This window comes from Kineococcus terrestris, from assembly GCF_041020755.1.
Lineage (GTDB): Bacteria > Actinomycetota > Actinomycetes > Actinomycetales > Kineococcaceae > Kineococcus > Kineococcus terrestris.
This window is the reverse complement of sequence record NZ_JBEUEI010000040.1, coordinates 1-24,404: the sequence shown is the minus strand read 5'-3', so window position 1 is coordinate 24,404 and position 24,404 is coordinate 1. Positions and strand designations below refer to the sequence as shown.

Below are 24,404 nucleotides of genomic sequence, written 5' to 3'. Positions count from 1 at the left end.
CTCAAGGTTGGTGGTGCCCGGCTTGACAGCTCGGCCGGGCCCGGCAGACTTGAGCGGGAAGCGCTCAACAGCTCGGCAACAGCCAGCAACACCTCAGGAGGGACATCTCCCATGGCACGTGCGGTCGGCATCGACCTCGGCACCACCAACTCCGTGGTCGCGGTCCTCGAGGGCGGCGAGCCCACGGTCATCGCGAACGCCGAGGGCGGGCGGACGACCCCCTCGGTCGTCGCCTTCGCCAAGAACGGCGAGGTCCTGGTCGGCGAGATCGCCAAGCGCCAGGCCGTGACGAACGTCGAGCGGACCATCCGCTCCGTCAAGCGGCACGTGGGCACCGACTGGAACGTCGCGATCGACGACAAGAAGTACACGCCGCAGGAGATCAGCGCCCGCGTCCTGCAGAAGCTCAAGCGCGACGCGGAGAGCTACCTGGGCGAGGCCGTCACCGACGCCGTCATCACCGTCCCGGCGTACTTCTCCGACGCCCAGCGCCAGGCCACCAAGGAGGCCGGCGAGATCGCCGGCATGAACGTCCTGCGCATCATCAACGAGCCCACCGCGGCCGCGCTCGCCTACGGCCTGGACAAGGGCAAGGAGGACGAGCTCATCCTCGTCTTCGACCTCGGCGGCGGCACGTTCGACGTGTCCCTCCTGGAGGTCGGCAAGGACGAGGACGGCTTCTCCACCATCCAGGTGCGCGCCACCTCCGGCGACAACCACCTCGGCGGCGACGACTGGGACCAGCGCGTCGTGGACCACCTGCTGAAGAAGGTCCAGGGCAGCTACGGCATCGACCTGTCCAAGGACAAGATCGCCATGCAGCGCCTGCGCGAGTCCGCCGAGCAGGCCAAGAAGGAGCTGTCCAGCTCCACCAGCACCAACATCTCGCTGCAGTACCTGTCGATGACGGAGAACGGCCCCGTCCACCTGGACGAGCAGCTGACCCGCGCGCAGTTCGAGCAGATGACGCAGGACCTCATCGACCGCACGAAGGCGCCGTTCCACTCGGTCATCAAGGACGCCGACGTCAAGCTCTCCGACATCGACCACGTCGTGCTCGTGGGCGGTTCCACCCGCATGCCGGCGGTGACGAACGTCGTCAAGGAGCTCACCGGCGGCCGCGAGCCCAACAAGGGCGTGAACCCGGACGAGGTCGTCGCCGTCGGCGCCGCCCTGCAGGCCGGTGTCCTCAAGGGCGAGCGCAAGGACGTCCTGCTCATCGACGTCACCCCGCTGTCCCTGGGCATCGAGACCAAGGGCGGGATCATGACCAAGCTCATCGAGCGCAACACGGCGATCCCGACCAAGCGCTCGGAGGTGTTCACCACCGCCGACGACAACCAGCCGTCCGTGCTCATCCAGGTGTTCCAGGGCGAGCGCGAGCTGGCCCGCGACAACAAGCCGCTGGGCACGTTCGAGCTGACCGGCATCGCGCCCGCGCCGCGCGGCGTGCCGCAGGTCGAGGTCACCTTCGACATCGACGCCAACGGCATCGTGCACGTGTCCGCCAAGGACCGCGGCACCGGCAAGGAGCAGTCGATGACCATCTCCGGCGGCAGCGCGCTGTCGAAGGAGGACATCGAGCGGATGGTCAAGGACGCCGAGACCCACGCGAACGAGGACAAGCAGCGCCGCGAGGAGGCCGAGGCCCGCAACCAGGCCGAGAGCCTCGTCTACCAGACGGAGAAGTTCCTCGCCGACAACGCGGACAAGCTGCCCGCCGAGGGCCGCGAGGAGACCGAGAAGGCCGTCGCGGAGCTCAAGAGCGCGCTGAACGGCACCGACGCGGCCGACATCAAGGCCAAGACGGAGGCCGTCGCGCAGGCCAGCCAGAAGCTCGGCTCGGCCATGTACGCGGCGCAGTCCGAGGGCGCGGCGGGCGCCGGCGCGACCGGTGACGCCGGTTCGGCGACCGGTGGGCCGGACTTCTCCAAGCCCGCCGACGACGATGTCGTGGACGCCGAGGTCGTCGACGACGAGAAGGACAAGTGATGGCGGAGGAGCACCCCGAGCCCACCGTCGTCCGCGACCGCCGCCGCATCGACCCCGAGACCGGGCAGGTGCGGACCGAGCCCGACGCGCAGCCGGACCAGCCGGGGCAGGACGCCCCGGCCGGCCCGGACGCCGGGGTCACCACCGGGGCGCCCGCGGCGGGCGGTTCCGCGGAGCTGGCCGAGGCGCAGGCGCTCGCGAGCGACCGGCTGGAGCAGCTGCAGCGGCTGAACGCCGAGTACGCGAACTACCGCAAGCGCGTGGACCGCGACCGCGACGTCGCCAAGGACGCCGCGGTGGCGGGCATCGCGGAGGCGCTGCTGCCGGTGCTGGACGACGTGCACCTGGCGCGCCAGCACGGCGACCTCACCGGACCGTTCGCGGCCATCGCCGACAAGCTCGAGGCGACCCTCGGGCGGTTCGGCCTGGCCCGCTACGGGGAGAACGGCGAGCCGTTCGACCCGATGGTCCACGAGGCGCTGATGCACAGCCACTCCGACGAGTACGAGGTGGCCACGTGCGTGCAGGTGCTCCAGCCCGGTTACAGGATCGGCGAGAAGGTGCTGCGGCCGGCCCGCGTCGCGGTGGCCGACCCGCAGTGATCCGGGGCACCGTTCCGGCGAGGACGGGGGAGGAGGGTTCCGCGTGAGCATGCAGGAGTGGGCGGAGAAGGACTTCTACGCCGTGCTGGGCGTCTCCCACGACGCCGACGCCGCCGAGATCAAGAAGGCGTACCGCAAGAAGGCGCGGACCCTGCACCCCGACGCCAACCCCGGCGACGCCAGCGCCGAGCAGCGCTTCAAGGAGGTCGGCGAGGCCTACGCGGTCCTGTCCGACCCCGAGCAGCGCCGCCAGTACGACGGCATCCGCGCGATGGTCGGCGGCGGCGCCCGGTTCTCCTCGCCGGGGGCGGGCGGCCCGGGCGGTGCCGGTTTCGAGGACCTGCTCGGCGGGCTGTTCGGGCAGGCCGGCGCCGGGGCCCGCGGTCCCGGCGGCGTCCGGTTCGGCACGCCCGGCGCGGGCGGCGCGGGCGGCGCCGGTTTCGAGGACCTGCTCGGCGGGCTGTTCGGCCAGGCCGGCGGCACCGGTTTCGGCGGACCGGGTCCCGGCTTCGGCGGCCCGACCACCGCGGCGCGCGGTCAGGACCTCGACGCCTCGGCGCGGGTGTCCTTCCGCGACGCCCTCACCGGGGCGACCGTGTCGCTGCGGGTGCCAGACCCGCGCGGCGGGCCGGTGCGCACCGTCAACGCGCGCCTGCCCCGCGGGGTCCGCGACGGGCAGAAGGTCCGCCTGCGCGGCAAGGGCCTGCCCGGTCCCGGCGGGACGCCCGCGGGCGACCTGCTGGTCACCGTGCACGTCGAGCCGCACCCGGTGTTCCGCCGCGACGGCGACGACCTGCGGATGACGCTGCCGGTCTCCTTCGACGAGGCCGTCCTCGGCGCGACTGTGGACGTGCCCACGCTCGACGGGGACGGCGTGCGGGTGAAGGTCCCGGCGGGCACCCCGTCGGGCCGGTCGCTGCGCCTGAAGGGGCGCGGCGTGCAGGGCGCGCGCAGCGACGACCCGGCGGGCGACCTGCTGGTCACCGTGGAGGTCGTCGTCCCGCAGCGCGTGGACGGCGCCGCGCGCGAGGCCGTCGAGGCGTTCGCGAAGGCGACCGCGGGCGAGGACCCGCGCGCCGGGCTGGCCGAGCGGGTGCGCCGCTGAACCCCTGCCGCGGTCCCGCCGGGCGAGCCCGGCGGGACCGCGGCGCAGCACGTGACGAGGTGGGAGGGGGAGTCCGGTGTACGACGACGACGCGGCGGTGTTCGTCATCTCGGTGGCCGCGGAGCTCGCGGGCATGCACCCGCAGACGCTGCGCCAGTACGACCGCCTGGGCCTGGTCTCGCCGCGGCGCGCGCCCGGGCGGGGGCGGCGCTACTCCGCGCGCGACATCGCCCAGCTGCGCGAGGTGCAGCGCCTGTCGCAGGAGGACGGCGTCAACCTCGCCGGCATCAAGCGCATCCTCGACCTGGAGAACCAGGTGACCGCGCTGGGCCGGCGCGTGGAGGAGCTGGAGGCCGAGATCGACCTCGTGCGCCAGCAGGCCCGCCGCATCTTCGCCGCGGGCATGGCCGGCGACATCGTCGCCACCCCCGTCGGCAAGCGGCCGCCCTCGCCGGCGCGCTCGACCGCGCTGGTCGTCTGGCGGCCCGACCGCCGCGCCTGACGACCGGTCAGGGGACGGTCAGCTCGCGCAGCGGGTCGCCGCCGTCGACGAGGACGCGGGCGCCCGGCGCCAGCAGCCCGCGCAGGTTCGCCAGCACCCGGCGGCCGGCCTCGGGGTGCCGGCCGTCGAGCGCGCCGACGCGCACGGCGAGCACCAGGTCGAACGGCGCCTCGCCCGGCTCGAGCGCGAACGTCTCCGCCTCGCCGAGGCGCACCGACAGCCGCCCCGCGGCGATCTCCGCGGCGCCGCCCGCGCGGGCCAGCGCCACCGCGGCCGGGGAGCGGTCGAGCGCGACGACGTGCCCGCCCTCCAGCCGCCGCGCGATCTCGCGGGCCGCGGCCCCCGGGCCGCACCCGATCTCCAGCACCCGCGCGCCCGGGACGAGCGGCAGCGCGTCCACGACCGCGGCCAGCCGCGGTGACAGCTTCCCCGGCACCCTCCGACGCTAGTCCCGCACCCCCTCCCGGCGGCACCCCCGCGCGCTGTCGTCCGCGCCGCCTCCGGGACGCCTCCCGCCCGCCAACCCCTCCCCCCGACGTGATCATGGACGGTTGAACCCCCACCCGTCCGTGATCACCGTGATCTTGCTGGGAAACCCTGCGAGATCGCGGAGGGGAGGGTGCGGGGGTGAGGGAGAGGGGTGGTGGCGAGGCGGGTCGCGGGGACGGGCGGGTCGCGGGGAGGGGCGGGGTTCAGGCGGGCGCGCGGGGTGTCGATGAGGAGGGGCGACCGGGTGGGCCGGTCGGGTGACGGCAGCGGAGGAGGGCGCGTGGAGGGCATCGGCAGCGTGACGTCGCGCATCGCGGACATCCAGGCGCGCATCGCCTCGCTCAGCCCGGCACCCGTCGTCCGGGTCGCCGTCCCGACCGCCACGACCGCCACGTCCGCGACCACGGGCCCCACCGGCGCGACCGGTGGGACCTTCGCCGCCACCCTGGCCGGCGCCGTGGCCGGGAGCGCGACCTCCGGCGCGACGACCGGCACGGGCAGCACCACCCACCTGCGCCGCGCCGACGGCGTCCCGCTGGAGCTGGCCGCGCACGGCAACGGCCGCGTCCCGGCGAGCGCCCTGCAGACGATCGGCCGCGGGAAGCACGCGATGTGGTCGCCCGCCGCGGAGGCGTTCGGGCGCCTGGAGGCCGCCGCCGCCCGCGACGGCGTGACGTTCGGCGTCACCGACTCCTACCGCTCCTACGACCAGCAGGTGGACCTCGCGCGCCGCAAGGGCCTGTACTCCCAGGGCGGCCTGGCCGCCCGGCCCGGCACCAGCGAGCACGGCTGGGGCCTGAGCCTCGACCTCGACCTCGACGGGCGCGCCCTGACGTGGATGCGCGCCAACGCCGCGCGCTTCGGGTTCACCGAGAACGTGCCCCGCGAGTCCTGGCACTGGACCTTCACCGCCTGACCCGTTCACGTCCTGACCCATTCACGTCCTGACATTGGCACGTCCTGACGTGCTGACAGCCGGGCGGGAGACGTGACCGGTGCGTGGAGGTGCTGCGCCGAGGGGGTCGATCCGCGCGAACACCCCCCGCCGAGGGGCGCGCGGTGCTCCACTGGTCCCGCGAGCGGTTGCCCCGGCGTCTGGAGAACCAGGGCGGCGGGGACCCGGCCGCAGGTCGCGGCGGTTGAACGACACAGCCGCCGCGACCGCCCCACGAGCCCCGCGACGGCCCCACGACGGGTCGCCGGGCCCCCGGCCCGCCCCTACGATCACCGGCATGGACCCCTCAAGTAGCGGGCGGCCCGCGTGACGACCGAGTGGCTGCTCCTCGGCTGCGTGGTGCTCCTCATCGCCGCCAACGCCCTGTTCGTCGCCGCCGAGTTCGCCCTCGTCACCGTCGACCGGCCCACCGTCGAGAGGGCCGCCGGGGACGGGGACCGGCGGGCGCGGGGCGTGCAGAGCGCGCTGCGGACCCTGTCGACCCAGCTGTCCGGCGCGCAGCTCGGCATCACCGTGACCTCCCTCGTCGTCGGCTTCATCGCCGAGCCGTCGATCGCCGCGCTGCTGCGCGGGCCCGTCGAGGCCACCGGCCTGCCGGAGGGCACGAGCACCGCCGTCTCCTTCGGCCTCGCCTTCGCGATCGCCACCGGCACCCAGATGGTCTTCGGCGAGCTGGTCCCCAAGAACTGGGCGATCGCCGAGCCGCTGCGGGTGGGCCGCGCCGTCCAGGGCGCCCAGCGCGGCTTCACCCTCGTGGCCGGGCCCCTGATCCGCCTGCTCAACGGCATGGCCAACCGGATCCTGCGCGCCCTGGGGATCGAGCCGTCCGAGGAGCTGGCCAGCGCCCGCGGGCCGGCCGAGCTGGCCTCGGCCGCGGCCCGCTCCGCGCAGCGCGGCACCCTGGAGCAGGCGGTGGCGGACCTGCTCACCCGCTCCATCGAGTTCGGCGACCGGCGCGCCGCCGACGCCATGACGCCGCGCCCGCGGGTGCGGTTCGTCGACGCCGAGCAGAGCGTCGCGGAGGTCCTGGCGCTGGCCGCGCGCACCGGGCACTCGCGCTACCCCGTGCTGGGGCGCGACGTGGACGACGTCGTGGGCGCCGTGCACTTCAAGGACGCCATCGCCGTGCCGCGGGCGCGGCGGGCGGCCACCCCGGTGCGCGAGGTCGTGCAGGAGCTGCCGGCCGTGCCGGCCACCATGGAGCTGGACCCGCTGCTGGGCGTGCTGCGCGGCACGGGGCTGCAGATGGCCGTCGTCGTCGACGAGTACGGCGGCACCGACGGGATCATCACGCTGGAGGACCTCGTCGAGGAGATCGTCGGCGAGATCGACGACGAGCAGGACCGGCCGCTGCGCCGGATCCGCGAGCTGCCGGGCGGCGGGTGGTCCCTGTCGGGCCTGCTGCGACCCGACGAGGTCGAGGACGTCACCGGCCTGCAGCTGCCCGAGCCGGAGGAGACCGACACGCTCGGCGGTCTGGTCACCGAGCGGCTGGGCCGCCTGCCCGAGGAGTCCGACAGCGTGCTGGTGGAGGCGCGCGACCTGCGCGAGACCGACGAGGACGGGGTGCCGGCGACCGTGACCGCGAGCCTGCGGGTGACGCGCCTGGACGGCCACCGCGCGGACCGGGTGCTGCTGACCCGGGTCGCCGGCCGCGAGCCGGGCGACGAGCCGGGGGACGAGCCGGGGGAGGGCGCGTGAGCGACACCGCGGCCCTCGGGGTCGCCGTGCTGCTGCTCGTCGGCAACGCCTTCTTCGTCGGCGCCGAGTTCGCGCTGATCTCCGCGCGCCGCACGCAGATCGAGCCGCGCGCGGCCGAGGGCTCGCGCGCGGCGCGCTGGACGCTGCGCGGCATGGAGCGCGTCTCGCTGATGATGGCCGGCGCCCAGCTGGGCATCACGATGTGCTCGCTGGGACTGGGCGCCGTGGGCGAGCCGGCCGTCGCGCACCTGCTGGAGCCGGTGTTCGCGGCCCTCGGGGTGCCCGAGGGGCTCGTGCACCCGATCTCCTTCGCCATCGCCCTGGCGGTCGTGGTGACGCTGCACATGGTGCTGGGCGAGATGGTCCCCAAGAACATCGCCATCGCCGGGCCGGAGCGCTCGGCGCTCGTGCTGGGGCCGGTGCTGTACGGGGTGGTGACGGTCCTCAAGCCGCTCATCTGGTTCCTCAACCTCGTCGCCAACGCCGTCCTGAAGCTGCTGCGGGTCGAGCCGCAGGAGGAGGTGTCGTCCACCTTCACGGCCGAGGAGGTCGAGGGCTTCCTCGCGGAGTCGCGGCGCGAGGGGCTGCTGGACGAGCAGGAGCACCAGCTGCTGACCCGCTCGCTGCGCTTCGGCGACGCCGACGCGGGCCGGGTGCTGCTGCCGCGCGACACCCTCGTCACGGTGTCCCCGGACGTCACCGTCGCGCAGCTGGAGGAGCTGTGCGCGCGCACGGGCTACTCGCGCTTCCCGGTGGCCGACGCCTCCGGCGACCTCGTCGGCTACGTGCACCTGAAGGATCTGCTCGACGTGCCCGACGACCGCGTCGGCGAGCCGGTGCCGGCGCGGCGGGTGCGGCCCCTGGCGACGGTGGCCGTGGACCAGGACCTGCAGGCGGTGCTCACCGCGGTGCAGCGCCGCGGCGCGCACATGACCCGCGTCGTGGACCCCGCCACCGACGAGGTGCTGGGCGTGGCCGTCCTGGAGGACGTGCTGGAGGAGCTGGTCGGCGAGGTCGTCGACGCCGCCGCGGCGGGCGCCTCCCCGGCGGGCCGCGCCGGCCGCGCTCCCGGCGCCGCCCGGACGGGGCGCGGAACAGCCTGAGACGGGCACCGGTTGCCGCACGACGTGAAGAGCGTCGTGTACCGCGAGACGGGTGGCCCCGAGGTGCTGCGGGTCGTGGACCGGGAGGTGCCCGAGCCCGGGCCGGGGGAGGTGCGGGTGCGCCTGGCCGTGGCCGGCGTCAACCCGACCGACTGGAAGTCCCGCCGCGGCGGCGGGCTGATGGCCGTGGCCGGGGACGTCGTGCCCGGCCAGGACGGTGCCGGCACCGTCGACGCCCTCGGCCCCGGGGTCGAGGGACTCGCCGTCGGCGACCGGGTGTGGGTGTACCTGGCCCAGCACCAGCGGCCCACCGGCACCGCCCAGCAGGTGACCGTCCTGCCCGCGGAGCGGGTCGTGCCGCTGCCCGACGGCGTCGGCTTCGACGTGGGCGCCAGCCTGGGCGTGCCGGCGGTCACCGCCCACCGCGCGCTCACCGTGGCCGAGGACCTGCCGGCGCGGCTGGCGCCGGGGTCGCTGGCCGGGCGCACCGTCCTCGTGGCCGGCGGGGCGGGCGCCGTCGGGCACGCCGCCGTGCAGCTGGCCCGCTGGGCCGGTGCCACCGTCGTCACCACCGTCAGCAGCCCGGAGAAGGCGGCGCTGGCGCGCGCGGCCGGCGCCCACCACGTCGTCGACTACCGGCAGCAGGACGTCCCCGCGGCGGTCCGCGAGATCGCCCCCGACGGCGTCGACCTCGTCGTGGAGGTGGCGCCCGCGGCGAACCTGGGCCACGACCTGGCGGTGCTGCGCCCGCGCGGCACCGTCGCCGTGTACGCCAACGACGGCGGGGACGTCGTCAGCCTCGACGTGCGCGCGGGGATGGTCGCGAACCTGCGGCTGCAGTTCGTGCTGCTCTACACCGTCGGGCAGGACGCGCTGGACGCCGCCGTCGAGGACGTGACCGCGGCGCTGCGCGACGGCGCCCTGCCGGTCGGCGAGGAGCACGGCCTGCCGCTGCACCGCTTCCCGCTGGAGCGCACCGCCGACGCGCACGCGGCCGTGGAGACCGGCGCCGTCGGCAAGGTGCTGGTGGACGTGGGCTGAGCCGGGGGCTGTCGGCGGGGGCCGTCCTCGGGCGGCCCCCGCGGCCGCGCGGTGCGCGCAGGTGCCACCGCCGGCCGCGACATCGGTTAGCCTTCCCTCACTCGCCGGGCGCCAGGACACCGGCACCCGTGAGGAGCTGAGAGTGCTCGCCAACCTGCTGATCGGCCTGCGCGAGGGCCTGGAGGCCACGGTCGTCGTCTCCGTCCTCGTCGCGTTCCTCGTCAAGGCCGGCCGGCGCGACCGCCTGCCCGCGCTGTGGGCGGGGGTGGGCGCCGCCGTGGCGACGTGCGCGGCGGTCGGCCTCGGCCTGGCGCTGGCCGCCAAGCAGCTGACCTTCACGGCGCAGGAGCTGCTCGGCGGCACCCTGTCGATCGTCGCGGTCGCCTTCGTGACGTGGATGGTCTTCTGGATGAAGCGGGCCGGGCGCTCCCTGGCCGGGGACCTGACCGAGCGGATGCGCTCGGCGGTGCAGCTGGGCGCCCCCGCCGTGGCCCTCACCGCCGCGCTGGCCGTGGGCCGCGAGGGCCTGGAGACCAGCGTCTTCGTCACCGCCGCCGTGCGGGCCACCGGGCGCACCGCCGAGCCGCTGGCCGGCGCGGTCCTGGGCCTGGCGCTCGCGGTGCTGCTGGGCTGGCTGCTGTACCGCCGGGCCGTCCGCATCGACCTGCGGCGCTTCTTCGCCGTCACCGGCGCCGGGCTCGTCGTCGTCGCCGCGGGGGTGCTGGCCTACGGCGTGCACGACCTGCAGGAGGCCCGCGTCCTGCCGGGCCTGACGTCGCTGGCCTTCGACGTCAGCGCGCAGGTGCCCCCCAGCAGCTGGTACGGCGTCCTGCTCAAGGGCGTCCTCAACTTCTCCCCGGCCACCACGTGGCTGGAGGCCGCCGCCTGGCTCGCGTACGTCGTGCCCGTGCTGGCCCTGTACCTGCGCCGCGCGCCGCGACCCGCGCCGGTCGCGGCGCCCTCGGGCGCCACCGCCGCTCCCTGACCCCCGGGCGTCCCGGACGCCGCACCCCGGACGACCACCCCACCCCGGCCCCACCCTGGAGGACCCCGTGCGCCCGCTCGCCCGCCCCCGCCGCCCCGCCGCCGTCCTGCCCCTGCTCGTCCTCGCGGCCCTGGCCGGCTGCACCGACGTGCCCGCCGAGCCGGTCGCCGCGGCGGGGGAGGACGGCGGCGCCGTCGCGGTGCGCGCCGCCGACGACGCCTGCGAGGTCTCCCGCACCGACCTGACCAGCGGGATCACCACGTTCGCCATCACCAACGAGGGCAGCGACGTCACCGAGGTGTACGTGTACGCGCCCGGCGACCGCATCGTGACGGAGAAGGAGAGCATCGGCCCCGGCACGAGCTACGAGCTGACCGTCGACCTGACCGAGGGCTCCTACCAGGTCGCCTGCAAGCCGGGCATGGTCGGCGACGGCGTGCGCCAGGACGTCCGGGTCACCGGCACGACCGCCCCCGCGGACCCCGCGGCCGAGGAGGCGGTGCGCGCGTACCGCGCGTGGGTGCAGGAGCAGGCCGACCTCTCGGTCGCCCCGGTGGAGCAGCTGCGCGACGCGGTCGCCGCCGGCGACGCCGAGCGCGCCCGGGCCCTGTACGCGCCCTCGCGCGTGCCGTGGGAGTCGATCGAGCCGGTCGCCGAGAGCTTCGGCGACCTGGACCCGCGCATGGACGCCCGCGAGGCCGACCTGGCCGAGGGCGAGGTCTTCAGCGGCTGGCACCGGCTGGAGAAGGCGCTGTGGACGGGCGAGGACCTCGCGCCGCTGGTGCCGGTGGCCGACCAGCTCGTCCTCGACGTGCGGGAGCTGGCCCAGCGCGTGCCCAACGCCGCGCTGACGCCCACCTCGATCGGCAACGGCGCCAAGGAGCTGCTCGACGAGGTCGCCACCGGGAAGATCACCGGCGAGGAGGAGGCGTTCAGCCACACCGACCTCGTCGACTTCGACGCCAACGTCACCGGCGCCGCCCGCGCGCTGGACGCGCTGCGGCCCCTGGTCGCCGCGCACGACCCGGAGCTGGTGACCACCCTGGACGCCGAGTTCGCCGACGTGCGCGCGGCCCTGGAGCCGTACCGCACCGCCGGCGGCTTCGTGTCCTACGACACCGTCGGCGAGGAGCAGCGCCGGGAGCTGGCCCGGGCGGTGGACGCGCTGTCCGAGCCGCTGTCGCGGCTCGGCGCCGCCGCCGGGCGGGCCTGAGCGCCGTGGCCGCCGGGCGGGGGGCGCTGAGCCGGCGCGGGCTGATCGCCGCGCTGGGCGCCGCGGGCGCCGGCGGTGCCGGTGCGGCCGTGCTCGCCGGTGCCGGCGGGGACGGGGCGGCGGCGCGCGCGGACGTCGTGCCCTTCGGGGGCGAGCACCAGGCGGGGGTGGCCACCGACGTGCAGGCGCACCTGCACTTCGCGGCGTTCGACGTGCTCGCCACCGACCGCGAGGAGCTGGCCGGTCTGCTGCGGGACTGGACGCGCGCGGCGCGCTCGCTGACCGCCGGGCTGCCCGTGGGCGAGGGCGGAGCGGTCGGCGGCGACCCGTTGGCCCCGCCGGAGGACACCGGCGAGGCGCTCGGGCTGCCCGCCGCGCGCCTGACGCTCACCCTGGGCGTGGGGCCCTCCCTCTTCGACGACCGCTTCGGCCTGGCACCGCGGCGCCCGGAGGCGCTGGTGGACCTGCCGCCGTTCCCCGGCGACGCCCTCGACCCGGCCCGCTGCGGCGGGGACCTCGCGGTGCAGGCGTGCGCCGACGACCCGCAGGTGGCCGTGCACGCCGTGCGCACCCTCAGCCGCCTCGCGGCCGGGCGCGCGGCGGTGCGCTGGGCGCAGCTCGGCTACGGCCGGGCCGCGACCGTGGACCCGCGGGCCCCCACCCCGCGCAACCTCTTCGGCTTCAAGGACGGCACCGCCAACGTGGCCGGGCGCGACACCGCGGCGCTGGCGGAGCACGTGTGGGTGGCCGCGCAGGACGCCGCCGCGCCGGAGCACGCGTGGATGACGGGCGGCACGTACCTGGTGGCCCGGCGCATCGCCATGCACGTGGAGACGTGGGACCGCAGCTCCCTGGCCGAGCAGGAGCGGGTCGTCGGGCGCACCAAGGGCGAGGGCGCCCCGCTCGGCGGTCGCCGCGAGCACGAGGACGTCGACCCCGCCGCGCTGCCGGCCACCTCCCACGTGCGCCTGGCGCACCCCTCGCGGCACGGCGGTGCCCGGATGCTGCGGCGCGGCTTCAACTACACCGACGGCGCCACCGCGCTGGGACGCCTGGACGCCGGGCTGTTCTTCCTGGCCTACCAGCGCGACGTGCGGCGGGCGTTCGTGCCCGTGCAGCGGGCCCTGGCCGCCGACGACGCGCTCAACGAGTACCTGCGGCACACCGGCTCGGGCGTGTGGGCGGTGCCGCCGGGCGTGGGCGCCGACGGCTGGTGGGGCCAGCGGCTGCTGGCCTGACCGCCCCGCCGAGCCCGGGTGCCTCAGCCCGTCCCGCCGCGCCGGTGCGCGGCGGCGTAGGCGAGCACGTCCTCCAGGCGCACCCGCCGGTGCCGGCCGGGCTGCGTGAACGGCAGGGCCCCGCTCTCCAGCAGCCGCACCAGCGTGGGACGGCTGACGCCCAGCACGTCGGCGGCCTCCTGCGTGGTCAGCAGCGCGTCGTGCGGCGTGATGGTCACCGCCTCGCCGTGCTGCAGGGCGGTCACCGCGGCGCGCAGAGCCACGGCCAGTTCCGGAGGCACCGCCGCGCACCGGCGCCCGGCGCGCAGGGTGAGCGGTCCCGGTCCGGCGGCGAGGAGTTCCGCGAGCTCCGCCAGACCGTCCAGGCCCGGCCGGACGGTCACCTCCGCTGCGGACGACGACACGGTGGCCACGGTACCCCCGGTCCGGCCGAATCGAACAAATCGAAACTATCGAGTACGGTGGAGGCACCGACCAGCCCTCGACGTGAGGACAGCCGTGCTCGCACTGCTCACCGCGCACGTTGTCGCGGCGCTCCTCGCCGTGCCCCTGGTGCGGTGGCTGGACCGGCGGGGTTTCCTCGTCCTGGCCCTCGTGCCGCTGGCCACCGCCGTGTGGGCCGCGCTGCAGGGACCCGCCGTCCTGGCCGGCCGCGGCCCCGAGCAGGTCGTGCGCTGGGTGCCCTCCCTCGGCGCGGAACTGGCGTTCCGGACGGACACCCTCTCCTGGGTGCTGACCCTCGTGGTCGGCGGCGTCGGGACGCTCGTCTTCGTCTACTGCGGCAGCTACTTCCACGCCCGCGACCCCGGGACGGCGCGGTTCGCGGCCGTGCTGACGGCGTTCGCCGGGGCCATGACGGCCCTCGTCCTCACCGACGACCTCGTCGTCCTCTACACCGCCTGGGAACTCACCACGGTGTTCTCGTACCTGCTCATCGGGTACGACTCCGCGAAGAAGTCCGCGCGCCGCGCCGCGACGATGGCGCTCGTCGTCACCACGGCCGGCGGTCTGGCGATGCTCGTCGGCGTCGTCGTGCTGGGGCAGGCCGCCGGCACCTACCGCGTCTCCGAGCTGCTCGCCGCGTTCCCCACCGGCACCGCCGCCTCCGTGGCCGTGGTGCTCGTCCTGGCCGGCGCCGTGTCCAAGTCCGCGCTCGTGCCGCTGCACTTCTGGCTGCCCGCCGCGATGGCCGCGCCCACACCCGTCAGCGCCTACCTGCACGCCGCCGCGATGGTCAAGGCCGGCGTGTACCTCGTCGCCCGGTTCGCGCCCGCGGCCGCCGACCTGCCCGCCTGGCAGGCCGTCGTGCTGACGCTGGGGCTGGCGACGATGGTGCACGGCGGCTACCGCTCGCTGCGCCAGCACGACCTGAAGCTGCTGCTGGCCCACGGCACGGTCAGCCAGCTCGGGTTCATGGTCGTCCTCGTCGGTGCCGGCACCCGCGCGGCGATGCTCGCCGGGACCGCCCAGCTGATCGCGCACGCCCTGTTCAAGGCGAGCCTGTTCCTCGTCGTCGGCGCGATCGACCACCAGGCCGGCACGCGGGACCTGCGGACGCTGTCGGGCCTGGGCCGGCGGATGCCGGTGCTGGCCGTCGTCGGCACCGTCTCCGCCGCCTCCATGGCCGGGGTGCCGATCGCGTTCGGGTTCGTCGCCAAGGAGGCCGCCTACGAGGCGTTCCTGCACGACCGGCCGTGGGTCCTGGCGGTCCTCGTCGCGGGGTCGGTGCTCACCGCCGCCTACTCGGCGCGCTTCGTGTGGGGCGCGTTCGCGCGCAAGGCCGGCGTGCCGGACACCGCCGCCGCCGCACCGTCCGCCGGGCTGCTCGTCCCGCCGCTGCTGCTGGCCGCCGCCAGCGTCGCGCTCGGGCCGCTGGCGGGGTGGGTGGACGTGCCCGCCGCGCAGGTCGCCGAGCTGAACGCCGGCCTGGCCACCGACGACGACGCCGAGCTCGTGCACCTGGCGCTGTGGCACGGGTTCACGGTCGTGCTGCTGCTGACGGCGCTCACCCTGGGCGTCGCCGCCGGGATGTTCGCGCTGCGCCGACCGGTCGCGCGCCTGCAGGCGCGCCTGGCCGTGGACGTCGACGCCGCCCGCGGCTACCGGCGCGCCGTGCGGGCGGTCGACCGCGTCGCCGTCGAGGTCACCGGCGCCACCCAGCGAGGGTCCCTGCCGCTGTACCTGGCCACGATCCTGCTCGTCGTCGTGGCCGTGCCCGGCGGGGCGCTGCTGCTCACGCGCCCCTGGCCCGCCGACGTCGTCTGGGCGGACGACGTCGGGCAGGTCCTCGTCGGCGCCGTCGTCGTCGCGGCCGCCGTCCTGGCCGTGCGCGCCCGCCGCCGGCTGCGCGCCGTCGTCCTCGCCGGCGTCACCGGTTACGGCATCACCGTGCTGTTCGTCCTGCACGGCGCCCCCGACCTCGCCCTGACGCAGGCGCTCGTGGAGACCATCACCCTGGTCGTGTTCGTCCTCGCGCTGCGCCGCCTGCCGCCGTACTTCTCCAGCCGGCCGCTGCTGGCCGTGCGGTGGGTCCGCGTCGGCATCGGCGTGGCCGTCGGCCTGACCACCTCGGCGTTCGCCCTCGTCGCCTCCGGCGCGCGGGTCGCCGTCCCCACCTCCGTGGACCTGCCGCAGTGGGCCTACGACTACGGCGGCGGCGCGAACGTCGTCAACGTCACCCTCGTCGACGCGCGCGCCTGGGACACCATGGGCGAGATCTCCGTCCTGCTGGTGGCCGCCACCGGCGTCGCCAGCCTGGTCTTCCGCCGCCGGACGGGCGCCGTCGACCGCGCCGGCGACGCCGTCCTGCGCGCACCCGTGCCAGAGCGCAGCCCGGCGCGGTCCACGCGCTGGCTGCCCGCCGAGAGCACGGTGGCCCCCGAGCGCCGCTCGGTGGTCTTCGAGGTCGCCACCCGGCTGACGTTCCACGCCGTCGTCGTGCTGTCGATCTACCTGGTGTTCGCCGGGCACAACTCCCCGGGCGGCGGTTTCGCCGGCGGCCTCGTCGCCGGCCTGGCCCTCGTGGTGCGCTACCTGGCCGGCGGCCGGTACGAGTTCAACGCCGCCGTGCCCATCAGCGCCGGCTGGCTGCTGGGCACGGGCCTGTTCTTGTCCGCCGGCACGGGTCTGCTCGGCATCCTGCTGGGCGTCGACGTGCTGCAGACCGCGATCGTCGAGCAGGACGTCCCCCTGCTCGGGCACGTCAAGCTCGTCACCTCGCTGTTCTTCGACGTCGGCGTCTGGATGCTCGTCGTCGGCCTCGTCGTCGACGTCATCCGCAGCCTGGGCGCCGAGATCGACCGGCAGATCGAGGACGCCGACGAACCGGACGCCGCCGACCACGACGCGGACGACCTGGACGACCTGGACGAGGACGAGGAGGTCGCCGCGGCCCGGGACGCCCGGGCCCGGCACGAGCAGGAGGTGGGCAGCCCGTGAGCCCGAACATCACCCTCGTCGTCGTCTCCGGCGTCCTCGTCGCCGCCGGCGTCTCGCTGCTGCTGGAACGCACCCTGACCCGCGTGCTCGTCGGCATCACCCTGCTGAGCAACGGCGTCAACGTGCTGTTCCTCGTCGCCAGCGGCCCCCCCGGCGGCGCGCCGATCGTGGGACGCACCCCGATCGGGGAGATGAGCGACCCGCTGCCGCAGGCGATGGTCCTCACCGCCATCGTCATCACCCTCGGGATGGTCGCCTTCGTGCTCGCCCTGTCGTACCGCAGCTGGCAGCTGAACGGCCACGACGAGGTGCAGGACGACGTCGAGGACCGCCGCATCGTCCGCCGCGCGGACCGCGACCAGGCCTCCGCCAGCTACGACGACGAGTCCCGCGACGACGGCACCACCGCCGGGGAGCGCACCGGCCCGGGCAGGGCCGGCCGGTCGGCCGCGAGCGCCGGCGACCCGGACGCCCCGCCGCTGGCCGACGCCCTGCGACCCGACGACTCCGAGGCGGTGGGCGGCTGATGGACCCGATGGACTCCCTCGCCCGGGTGCTGCTGCCGCTGCCCGTCGTCCTGCCGCTGTTCGGCGCCGGCCTGACCCTGGCCCTGGCCCGCAGGCCCAACGCCCAGCGGGCCATCAGCGTCACCGTGCTGTCGGTGGTGGTGGCCGCCGCGGTGACCCTGCTGGTGCTCACCGACTCCGGTCGCGGCACCTACTCCGTCGACGTCGGCGGTTGGCCGCCCCTGCTGGGCATCCCGCTCGTGGCCGACCGGCTGTCCACGCTCATGCTCGTGGTCAGCTCGGTCGTGACCCTCGCCGTCCTGCTGTACTCCCTGGCCCAGGGCATCGCCGACGGGGAGGAGGGCGCCCCCGTCTCCATCTACCACCCGACGTACCTCGTGCTGTCCGCCGGCGTGTCCAACGCGTTCCTGTCGGGCGACCTGTTCAACCTCTACGTCGGGTTCGAGGTCCTGCTGGCGGCCAGCTACATCCTGCTCACCCTCGGCGGGACGAAGGCGCGGGTGCGGGCCGGCACGACGTACGTCGTCGTCAGCCTGCTGTCCTCCCTGGTGTTCCTCACCGCCATCGCCCTCGTCTACATGGCGACCGGCACGGTGAACATGGCCGAGCTGGCGCTGCGGCTGCCGCAGGTGGACCCCGACGTCCAGCTCGTGCTGCACCTGCTGCTGCTGGTCGGGTTCGGCATCAAGGCCGCCGTGTTCCCCCTGTCGGCGTGGCTGCCCGACAGCTACCCGACCGCTCCGGCCCCCGTCACCGCCGTGTTCGCCGGCCTGCTCACCAAGGTCGGCGTGTACGCGGTCATCCGCACCGAGACGCTGCTGTTCCCCGGCGTCGGCGGGGTGAACCGGCTGCTGCTGTGGGTGTCGCTGGCCACGATGGTCGTCGGCATCCTCGGCGCCGTCGCCCAGAGCGACGTCAAGCGCCTGCTGTCCTTCACCCTCGTCAGCCACATCGGCTACATGGTGTTCGGCGTGGCCCTGGGATCGGCCGCGGGGCTGTCCGGGGCGGTCTTCTACGTCGCGCACCACATCACGGTCCAGACGACGCTGTTCCTCGTGACCGGTCTCGTGGAGCGGCACTCCGGCAGCACGAACCTCGACCACCTCGGATCGCTGGCCAAGCGCGCGCCCCTGCTCGCCGTGCTGTTCTTCGTGCCCGCCCTCAACCTCGCCGGCATCCCGCCGTTCTCCGGGTTCCTCGGCAAGCTGGCCCTCCTGCAGGCCGGTGTCGACGCCGGCACCTGGGAGGCGCACGTCCTGGTCGCCGGCGGCGTCGTCGTCAGCCTGCTGACCCTGTACGCCATCGCCAAGGTGTGGAACCGCGCCTTCTGGCAGGAGCCCCCGGCCCCCGGGGACCTCCCGGAGGGTGCCGCCGACCGCGCCGGCACCGGGGGCGCCACCGGCCGTTCCGGCGGGACCGCCCTCGAGGAGCGCACCAGCGTGCCCCGCGGGATGGTCGCCCCCACGGCCGCGCTCGTCGCCGTCGGCGCGGCGATCACCGTGGTCGCCGGGCCGCTGTTCGGCGTCAGCGACCGCGCCGCCGACGACCTGCTCGAGCGCACCCCCTACACCTCCACCGTCCTGCACGAGCGCGTCCCGGAGGTGCCGCGGTGAAGCTGCCCGAGGACGTCCGCTCCCGCGCCCGGCTGCGCCCCGGCGGGCCGCTGCGCGAGCGCGTCCACCCCGTGGTGCTCGCCGGGCTCGTCGTCCTGTGGCTGCTGCTGTGGGGCGACGTGTCGATCGCCAACGTGCTCTCGGGCCTGCTGCTGGCCCTGCTCGTGACCGTCGTGCTGCCGCTGCCGCCCGTCGAGCTGGGCGTGCGGCTGCGCCCGCTGCGCCTGGTCGCCTTCGCCGCCCGGTTCGTGCTGGACCTCGTGCGCGCCAGCGGCCAGGTGGCGTGGCTGGCGCTGCGGCCCGGGAGCCAGCCGCAGAACTCCGTCGTCGGCGTGCCCCTGCACAGCGACTCCGACCTGTTCACCGCCATGACCGCGCAGGTGACGTCGCTGGTGCCGGGCAGCGTCATCGTCGAGGTCGTCCCCCCGACCACGACGGAGCGCGGCTGGGAGCACGGCTGGATGTACGTGCACGCGCTCGGCGCGGGCACGGCCGCCGAGCGCGAGCGCGCCCGGCGGCGGGTGGCGCTCGCCGAGCGGGCCGTCGTGCGCACCTTCGCGGCGCCCGCCGCCGTCGCCGCCTACGAGGAGCGCTGCCGCGCCGACGGCACCGACCGGCGCTGCCAGGCCCCCGACCCCGTGGAGACGACCCCGTGACCGCTGTCCTCGCCGCGTGCGTGGTGATGCTCGCCGCGGCCGCCGCCCTCGCCCTGGTGCGCGCCGCCGTCGGCCCGACGATGCTCGACCGGGTCATCGCCCTCGACGTCGTCGTGTCCGTCGTCGTCATCGCCCTGGCCGTGGAGGCGGCGGTCAACCGGCACGCCTCCACGCTGCCGGTCATCGTCGTCCTGGCCCTCGTCGGGTTCGTCGGCGCCGTCAGCGTCGCCCGCTACGCCGCGCGGGACGGTCTCGAGGACCCGGCCGAGGAGCAGTCCGGGGGCGAGCGCCCGTGAGCGCGCTGGACACCGCCCTCGACGTCGTCTCCGCCGTCTGCCTGCTGCTGGGGGCCGCGCTCACGCTCGTCGCCGCGATCGGCCTGCTGCGCCTGTCCGACGTGCTGGCCCGCATGCACGTGACCGCCAAGCCGCAGGTCCTCGGCGTGCTGCTGGCCCTGCTCGGCGTCGGCCTGCGGCTGCGCACCGAGACGGACGTGGCCACCCTCGTCGCCATCGGCGCGTTCCAGCTCATCACCGTGCCCGTGGCCGCGCACATGGTCGGGCGGGCCGCCTACCGCACCGGCCAGGTCGACCCCTCCCGGCTCGAGGAGGACGAGCTGGCCCGGCGCCTGGAGGACGAGGAGCGCCGGCGGGCCGGCGACCGGGCCACCGGCGCCTGAACCCGCTCAGGGTGCCGCCGGCTCGTCGTCCGGGCGGCGCCAGCCGGCCAGCCGGCCACCGCGGCTGACCGCCCGCAGCCGGCGCGTCACCGCGTCGCGGTCCGCCTCGCGCACCACCAGCAGCAGGTCGTCGCCCGTGCGCAGCGGCGTGGCCGGTCCCGGAACGACGCTGCGGCCCTCGCGCACCACGAGCGAGACGACGGTGTCGCCGGGCAGGCGCAGCTCCTGCACCGTCACGCCGTTCAGCCGCGAGCCGCGCGGCACCCGGAACTGCACCAGGTCCGCGCCCAGCCCCTCCAGGGGCGCGGAGTCGACGTCGACGTCGCTGGGCGCGGCGTCCTCCACGACGCCCAGCCGTCGCGCCAGCCACGGCAGCGTCGGCGCCTGCAGCAGCGTGAACACCACGACCAGCAGGAACACGACGTCGAAGACCTGCGTGGCCGCCTCCAGGCCGACGCTGAGCGGGATCGTCGTCAGCACGATGGGCACCGCCCCGCGCAGGCCCGCCCACGAGACGAAGACCTGCTCGCGCCACGGCACCCGGAACGGCGTCGCCGACACCAGCACCGACAGCGGCCGCGCCACCAGCAGCAGCCCGCCGCCCACGACGAGGGCCGGCACGAGGGCCTCCGGCAGCCGCGACGGGCTGGCCAGCAGCCCCAGCAGCACGAACAGCGAGATCTGCGCCAGCCAGGCCAGCGCCTCGGTGAAGCCGATCGTCGCCGTGCGGTGCGGCAGCTCCGCGTTGCCCAGCCACAGCCCGGCCACGTAGACGGCCAGGAACGAGGACGCCCCCGCGACCCCGGCCACCGCGAACGCCAGCAGGGCGATCGCCAGCGTCGCGATCGGGTACAGGCCCGCCGACGGCAGGGCGCTGCGGCGCAGCACCCAGCCGCCGGCGCGCGCCACCACCAGCCCCAGCGCCGCCCCCACCACGAGCTGGTAGAGGACCTGCCCGGCCAGCAGCAGCGGCTCGGCCTCCTCCCAGCTGGGGGAGACGACGACGGTGACGAGGATGACGACCAGCGGGTCGTTGAGCCCGGACTCCGCCTCCAGCGCGGCGCGCGTGCGGGCCCGCACCGGCAGCCGGCGCAGGACGGAGAACACCGCGGCGGCGTCGGTGGAGGACACCACCGCCCCCAGCAGCACGGCCGTGCGCAGATCCACGCCCAGCGCCAGGTGCGCGACGGCGGCCGTCACCGCGACGCTGACCACCACCCCGCCCGTGGCCAGGACCGTCGCCAGCCCCAGCACGGGCCGCACCGTCTCCCAGCGGGTCGTCAGACCGCCCTCGGCGAGGATCACCGCCAGCAGGAACAGGCCCGCGGCCTGCGTGACGGCCGCGTCGTCGAAGTCCAGGCCCAGCCCGGCCTCGCCGATGAGCAGGCCCAGGCCCAGGTACAGCAGCAGCGTCGGCAGGCCCGCGCGGGTGGACAGGCGGACCGCGGCGACGGCCACGAGCACGAGCGCCGCGGTGCCCAGCACCGTCCAGTTGAGCTCGCCGATGGTCACGACCGCACCCCCGCCGCCGCGTCCGGTCCCGTCCGCAGCACGCTGGTCAGCCGTCCCACCCCTCTCCGCCCGAGGCGCCAGTGTCCCAGGCGCGGGCGGACGGCGCCCGCACCGGGTCGCGGACCGGCCGGGCGCCGGTGACGCTGGGGCGGTGACGTCCGCGACGCCCGCCGCCGCGCCACGGGGAGCGGGCCTGCCCGCGCGCGTGCGCGCCACCTTCCGCAGCCGCGTCTCCGGCGACCCGTCCGGCGCGCCCTCCTGGGTGCGCGACATCGCGCTGGTCGGCACCGGCGAGGGCTGGTTCGAGCCGGGCGGGGTGGTCTGGCGCGTCCACGGCGACCTGGCGACCCTCGTCGGCGGGGTCGCCGCCCTCGTCGGGCAGGGCGCGCACCCGCTGGCCCTGGCGGGCGTGCAGGCCCACTCCGACTACCAGCGCGACCCGTGGGCGCGGCTGGCCGGCACGGCGCGCTGGCTGGTCGTCAGCACCTTCGGCTCCGCCGAGCTGGCCGAGCGGGAGGCCGCGCGGGTGCGGGGGATGCACCGGCGGGTGCGCGGCACCGGACCCGGCGGGCAGCCGTACTCCGCCTCCGACCCGGACCTGCTGCGCTGGGTGCACCTGGCCTTCACCGACGCCTTCCTCGCCGCCCAGCTGGCGGTCGGGCGCGACCTGACCCGCCGCCACGGCCGCGGCTGGCCGGACCGCTACGTCGCCGACTGGGCCCGCAGCGCCCGCGCCCTCGGCGCGCGCGACCTGCCGGACTCGCGCGCCGGGCTGGCCGAGGCGCTGGCCGCGCACCGCGACCGGCTGGCGCCCGTGCCGGAGGACCTGCGCCGCTTCCTCGGCGCCCCGCCCGGCCTCGGGCGCGCCGAGGCGGTCTTCTACACGGGGCTGGCGGGCGCGGCCGCGCACCTGGTCTCCCCGGTCGTGGCGCCGTGGGCGCAGGTGCCCGGGCGCACGTCGTCGCCGCGGGCCCGCGCCCGGCTGGCCGCCACCCGCGCCCAGCTGCGCGCCACCCGCGCGCTGCTGGGCCCGCGCAGCCCCTCGGAGGAGGCCGCCCGCCACCGCCTCGGGCTGGGCCCGCGCCCGGACTGGCTCGGCGACCGGTCCTGAGCCGCCGTCCCCGTGGCCGTCGTCACAGCCGCGGACGGCGGTGCGGCACGTAGCGTGGAGGGCACCATGCGCACGACCCGCCCGCCCCGCCCGGCCCTCCCGCTCGCGGCGGGGCTCGCCGCGGCCCTGCTGCTCACCGGCTGCTCCGCCTTCGACGACGGCCCCGACCCCGTGCCCGTCGCGACGGCCACCGCCGTGGCCGGCGAACCGGCCGACGACCCCGCGCTGGCCCCCTTCTACGAGCAGCGGCTGACGTGGACCGACTGCCAGGGCGGGTTCGAGTGCTCGCGCCTGAGCGTGCCCCTGGACCACGACGACCCCGCCGCCGGCACCACCAGCCTGGCCCTGGTCCGGCTGCCGGCCGGCGCCTCCGGCGAGGACCGCCTCGGCTCCCTCGTCCTCAACCCCGGCGGGCCCGGCGGATCCGGCGTCGAGTACGCCCGCCTCGCGCAGGGCGTCGTCAGCGACGCCGTGCGGGCGCACTTCGACGTCGTCGGGTTCGACCCGCGCGGCGTCGGGCAGTCCGAGCCGCTGCGCTGCGTGGAGCCGGCCCAGCTCGACGAGTTCCTGGCCGCCGACGCCACCCCCGACGACCCGGCAGAGGTCGAGCGCTGGGAGGAGCTGTCCCGCGGCCTCGGCGAGGCGTGCGCGGACGACCCGCTGGCCCCGCACGTCGACACCGGCAGCGTCGCCCGCGACCTGGACGTCCTGCGCGCCGCCCTCGGCGACGACAAGCTCAGCTACCTCGGCAAGTCGTACGGCACGTCCATCGGCGCCGCCTACGCCGAGCGCTTCCCCGGCCGCGTGGGCCGCTTCGTCCTCGACGGCGCCATCGACCCCTCCCTGGGCGGCGAGGACGTCGACCTCGGGCAGGCGCAGGGCTTCGAGACGGCGCTGCGCGCCTACGTCGAGGACTGCCTGTCCGCCTCCGGGTGCCCGCTGCGCGGCAGCGTCGACGACGGCGTCGCGCAGGTGCGCGCGCTGCTGGACTCCCTGGACGCCGCGCCCCTGGGCACGGGCACCGACCGGGAGCTGACCCAGGGCCTGGGCTACTACGGCCTCGCGCAGCCGCTGTACCTGCAGTCCCAGTGGCCGGACCTGTCCGACGCCTTGACGGCGGCCTTCCGCGGCGACGGCGCCCCGCTGCTGGCCTTCGCCGACGCCTACTCCCGCCGCGGCGAGGACGGCGAGTACACCGACAACCTCATCACGGCGATCTACGCCGTCAACTGCCTGGACCGCGGCCAGGTCGAGGGCGTGGCGGACGTGGCCGCCGCCGCGGACGACCTCGCCGACCGGGCCCTCACGTTCGGCCCGTTCCTGGCGTGGAGCTCCCTGCCGTGCGCGCAGTGGCCGTTCCCGGCGGTGTCCGCGCCCGCGCCGGTGACCGCGGAGGGCGCGGACCCGATCGTCGTCGTGGGCACCACCCGCGACCCGGCCACCCCGTACGCGTGGGCGGAGGGCCTGGCGGAGCAGCTGTCCAGCGGTGTCCTGCTCAGCTTCGACGGCGACGGGCACACCGCCTACCGGATGGGCGCCTCCGCCTGCGTCGACGAGGCCGTGGACGCCTACCTCGTCGGCGGGCAGGTGCCCGAGGACGGCACGCGCTGCTGAGCGGGCCGCCGTGCGCGGGGTGAGGGTCACCGCGGGTGTCCTGTAGAGTCGTCCGCGTGCCCGCGAGGGCACGTGCCGCCTTAGCTCAGTCGGCCAGAGCGACGCACTCGTAATGCGTAGGTCCGGGGTTCGATTCCCCGAGGCGGCTCCCACCGAGGCCCGCCCCCCGCCGGGGGCGGGCCTCGTCGCGTCTCTCGCAGGGGGGTCGCCGCTCGGAGCACGTTGCTTCGGCGAACTGTGCGCGAGGGGGGTGGGGGGGGGGGGCCCCCCGCCCCCACCCCCCCCCCCCCCCCCCGCCCCCCCCCCCCGCGGCCGCCCCCCCCCCCCC

General features: G+C 76.2%; 22 protein-coding genes and 1 tRNA gene. 20 read left to right on the top strand and 3 right to left on the bottom strand.

Annotation, left to right across the window (positions count from 1 at the left end):
* Positions 1 to 111 precede the first annotated feature (111 nt).
* From dnaK to AB8M62_RS17940, 4 genes are all read left to right on the top strand, one after another.
* Entirely contained in the window at positions 112 to 1,992 is a 1,881-nt protein-coding gene (dnaK, locus tag AB8M62_RS17955; protein WP_369056102.1) for a molecular chaperone DnaK, read from the top strand.
* A complete protein-coding gene (grpE, locus tag AB8M62_RS17950) occupies positions 1,992 to 2,594 on the top strand; it encodes a nucleotide exchange factor GrpE (RefSeq protein WP_369056103.1) in 603 nt (200 codons plus the stop codon). Before dnaK ends, grpE begins: the two co-directional genes overlap by 1 nt.
* 43 nt (positions 2,595 to 2,637) lie before the next feature.
* The gene (locus tag AB8M62_RS17945; RefSeq protein WP_369070436.1) at positions 2,638 to 3,699 is read left to right on the top strand and encodes a DnaJ C-terminal domain-containing protein; all 1,062 of its coding nucleotides are present in this window, start codon (positions 2,638 to 2,640) and stop codon (positions 3,697 to 3,699) included.
* Between the two features lie 133 nt (positions 3,700 to 3,832).
* Complete coding sequence (locus AB8M62_RS17940; protein ID WP_373694993.1) at positions 3,833 to 4,201, top strand: heat shock protein transcriptional repressor HspR; 369 nt, start codon at positions 3,833 to 3,835, stop codon at positions 4,199 to 4,201.
* Positions 4,202 to 4,208: 7 nt separating this feature from the next.
* Here the strand turns inward: AB8M62_RS17940 and AB8M62_RS17935 are convergent, their stop codons facing one another.
* Entirely contained in the window at positions 4,209 to 4,637 is a 429-nt protein-coding gene (locus tag AB8M62_RS17935; RefSeq protein ID WP_369056106.1) for an SAM-dependent methyltransferase, read from the bottom strand.
* A gap of 333 nt (positions 4,638 to 4,970) precedes the next feature.
* Here AB8M62_RS17935 and AB8M62_RS17930 point away from each other — a divergent pair, with 333 nt between their 5' ends.
* From AB8M62_RS17930 to efeB, 7 genes are all read left to right on the top strand, one after another.
* Positions 4,971 to 5,606, top strand: a complete 636-nt coding sequence (locus AB8M62_RS17930) for a M15 family metallopeptidase (protein WP_369056107.1) — start codon at positions 4,971 to 4,973, stop codon at positions 5,604 to 5,606.
* 345 nt (positions 5,607 to 5,951) lie between these two features.
* Positions 5,952 to 7,346, top strand: coding sequence for a hemolysin family protein (locus AB8M62_RS17925; RefSeq protein ID WP_369056108.1), 1,395 nt, complete (start codon positions 5,952 to 5,954; stop codon positions 7,344 to 7,346).
* On the top strand, positions 7,343 to 8,449 hold the full coding sequence (locus AB8M62_RS17920; RefSeq protein ID WP_369056109.1) for a hemolysin family protein: 1,107 nt from the start codon (positions 7,343 to 7,345) through the stop codon (positions 8,447 to 8,449). The genes AB8M62_RS17925 and AB8M62_RS17920 overlap by 4 nt, the downstream gene beginning before the upstream one ends.
* A 24-nt stretch (positions 8,450 to 8,473) precedes the next feature.
* Positions 8,474 to 9,490, top strand: coding sequence for an NADPH:quinone reductase (locus tag AB8M62_RS17915; protein ID WP_369056128.1), 1,017 nt, complete (start codon positions 8,474 to 8,476; stop codon positions 9,488 to 9,490).
* A gap of 142 nt (positions 9,491 to 9,632) precedes the next feature.
* Positions 9,633 to 10,475, top strand: coding sequence for an iron uptake transporter permease EfeU (gene efeU, locus AB8M62_RS17910; RefSeq protein WP_369056110.1), 843 nt, complete (start codon positions 9,633 to 9,635; stop codon positions 10,473 to 10,475).
* 67 nt (positions 10,476 to 10,542) lie between these two features.
* Positions 10,543 to 11,688: an iron uptake system protein EfeO gene (efeO, locus tag AB8M62_RS17905; RefSeq protein ID WP_369056111.1), complete on the top strand. Its 1,146-nt coding sequence runs from the start codon at positions 10,543 to 10,545 to the stop codon at positions 11,686 to 11,688.
* Between the two features lie 5 nt (positions 11,689 to 11,693).
* Entirely contained in the window at positions 11,694 to 12,926 is a 1,233-nt protein-coding gene (gene efeB / locus AB8M62_RS17900) for an iron uptake transporter deferrochelatase/peroxidase subunit (RefSeq protein WP_369056112.1), read from the top strand.
* A gap of 23 nt (positions 12,927 to 12,949) precedes the next feature.
* Here efeB and AB8M62_RS17895 read toward each other — a convergent pair whose 3' ends face one another.
* Entirely contained in the window at positions 12,950 to 13,330 is a 381-nt protein-coding gene (locus tag AB8M62_RS17895; RefSeq protein ID WP_369056113.1) for a helix-turn-helix domain-containing protein, read from the bottom strand.
* Between the two features lie 94 nt (positions 13,331 to 13,424).
* On the opposite strand from AB8M62_RS17895, the gene AB8M62_RS17890 reads away from it, so the two are divergent.
* From AB8M62_RS17890 to mnhG, 6 genes are read left to right on the top strand one after another with little or no spacing between them, the layout of a single operon-like run.
* Positions 13,425 to 16,364 (top strand): Na+/H+ antiporter subunit A, encoded by a 2,940-nt coding sequence (locus AB8M62_RS17890; protein ID WP_369056114.1) that lies wholly within the window; start codon positions 13,425 to 13,427, stop codon positions 16,362 to 16,364.
* The gene (locus AB8M62_RS17885) at positions 16,361 to 16,891 is read left to right on the top strand and encodes a Na(+)/H(+) antiporter subunit C (protein WP_369056115.1); all 531 of its coding nucleotides are present in this window, start codon (positions 16,361 to 16,363) and stop codon (positions 16,889 to 16,891) included. The genes AB8M62_RS17890 and AB8M62_RS17885 overlap by 4 nt, the downstream gene beginning before the upstream one ends.
* Positions 16,892 to 16,899: 8 nt before the next feature.
* Positions 16,900 to 18,504, top strand: coding sequence for a Na+/H+ antiporter subunit D (locus AB8M62_RS17880; RefSeq protein ID WP_369056116.1), 1,605 nt, complete (start codon positions 16,900 to 16,902; stop codon positions 18,502 to 18,504).
* Positions 18,501 to 19,160 carry a Na+/H+ antiporter subunit E gene (locus AB8M62_RS17875; protein WP_369056117.1) on the top strand — a complete coding sequence of 220 codons (660 nt, stop codon included), beginning with the start codon at positions 18,501 to 18,503 and terminating at the stop codon, positions 19,158 to 19,160. The genes AB8M62_RS17880 and AB8M62_RS17875 overlap by 4 nt, the downstream gene beginning before the upstream one ends.
* Positions 19,157 to 19,456 (top strand): MrpF/PhaF family protein, encoded by a 300-nt coding sequence (locus AB8M62_RS17870; RefSeq protein WP_369056118.1) that lies wholly within the window; start codon positions 19,157 to 19,159, stop codon positions 19,454 to 19,456. The genes AB8M62_RS17875 and AB8M62_RS17870 overlap by 4 nt, the downstream gene beginning before the upstream one ends.
* On the top strand, positions 19,453 to 19,839 hold the full coding sequence (gene mnhG, locus AB8M62_RS17865; protein ID WP_373694992.1) for a monovalent cation/H(+) antiporter subunit G: 387 nt from the start codon (positions 19,453 to 19,455) through the stop codon (positions 19,837 to 19,839). Before AB8M62_RS17870 ends, mnhG begins: the two co-directional genes overlap by 4 nt.
* Positions 19,840 to 19,845: 6 nt before the next feature.
* Here the strand turns inward: mnhG and AB8M62_RS17860 are convergent, their stop codons facing one another.
* Positions 19,846 to 21,351, bottom strand: a complete 1,506-nt coding sequence (locus AB8M62_RS17860) for a potassium/proton antiporter (RefSeq protein WP_369056119.1) — start codon at positions 21,349 to 21,351, stop codon at positions 19,846 to 19,848.
* A 151-nt stretch (positions 21,352 to 21,502) separates the two neighbouring features.
* Here AB8M62_RS17860 and AB8M62_RS17855 point away from each other — a divergent pair, with 151 nt between their 5' ends.
* The 3 genes from AB8M62_RS17855 (at position 21,503) to AB8M62_RS17845 (ending at position 24,224) form a co-directional block, all read left to right on the top strand.
* Complete coding sequence (locus AB8M62_RS17855; protein ID WP_369070435.1) at positions 21,503 to 22,462, top strand: oxygenase MpaB family protein; 960 nt, start codon at positions 21,503 to 21,505, stop codon at positions 22,460 to 22,462.
* A 66-nt stretch (positions 22,463 to 22,528) separates the two neighbouring features.
* Positions 22,529 to 24,076 carry an alpha/beta hydrolase gene (locus AB8M62_RS17850; RefSeq protein WP_369070434.1) on the top strand — a complete coding sequence of 516 codons (1,548 nt, stop codon included), beginning with the start codon at positions 22,529 to 22,531 and terminating at the stop codon, positions 24,074 to 24,076.
* 74 nt (positions 24,077 to 24,150) lie between these two features.
* Positions 24,151 to 24,224 (top strand) — tRNA-Thr (locus AB8M62_RS17845).
* Positions 24,225 to 24,404: the final 180 nt, after the last annotated feature.

What these genes read in the sequence shown, in the direction of transcription:
- dnaK (WP_369056102.1), top strand. Translation starts at nt 112, where the DNA reads ATGGCACGTGCGGTCGGCATCGACCTCGGCACCACCAACTCCGTGGTC.
- grpE (WP_369056103.1), top strand. Translation starts at nt 1,992, where the DNA reads ATGGCGGAGGAGCACCCCGAGCCCACCGTCGTCCGCGACCGCCGCCGC.
- AB8M62_RS17940 (WP_373694993.1), top strand. Translation starts at nt 3,833, where the DNA reads ATGCACCCGCAGACGCTGCGCCAGTACGACCGCCTGGGCCTGGTCTCG.
- AB8M62_RS17880 (WP_369056116.1), top strand. Translation starts at nt 16,900, where the DNA reads ATGGACTCCCTCGCCCGGGTGCTGCTGCCGCTGCCCGTCGTCCTGCCG.
- AB8M62_RS17850 (WP_369070434.1), top strand. Translation starts at nt 22,529, where the DNA reads ATGCGCACGACCCGCCCGCCCCGCCCGGCCCTCCCGCTCGCGGCGGGG.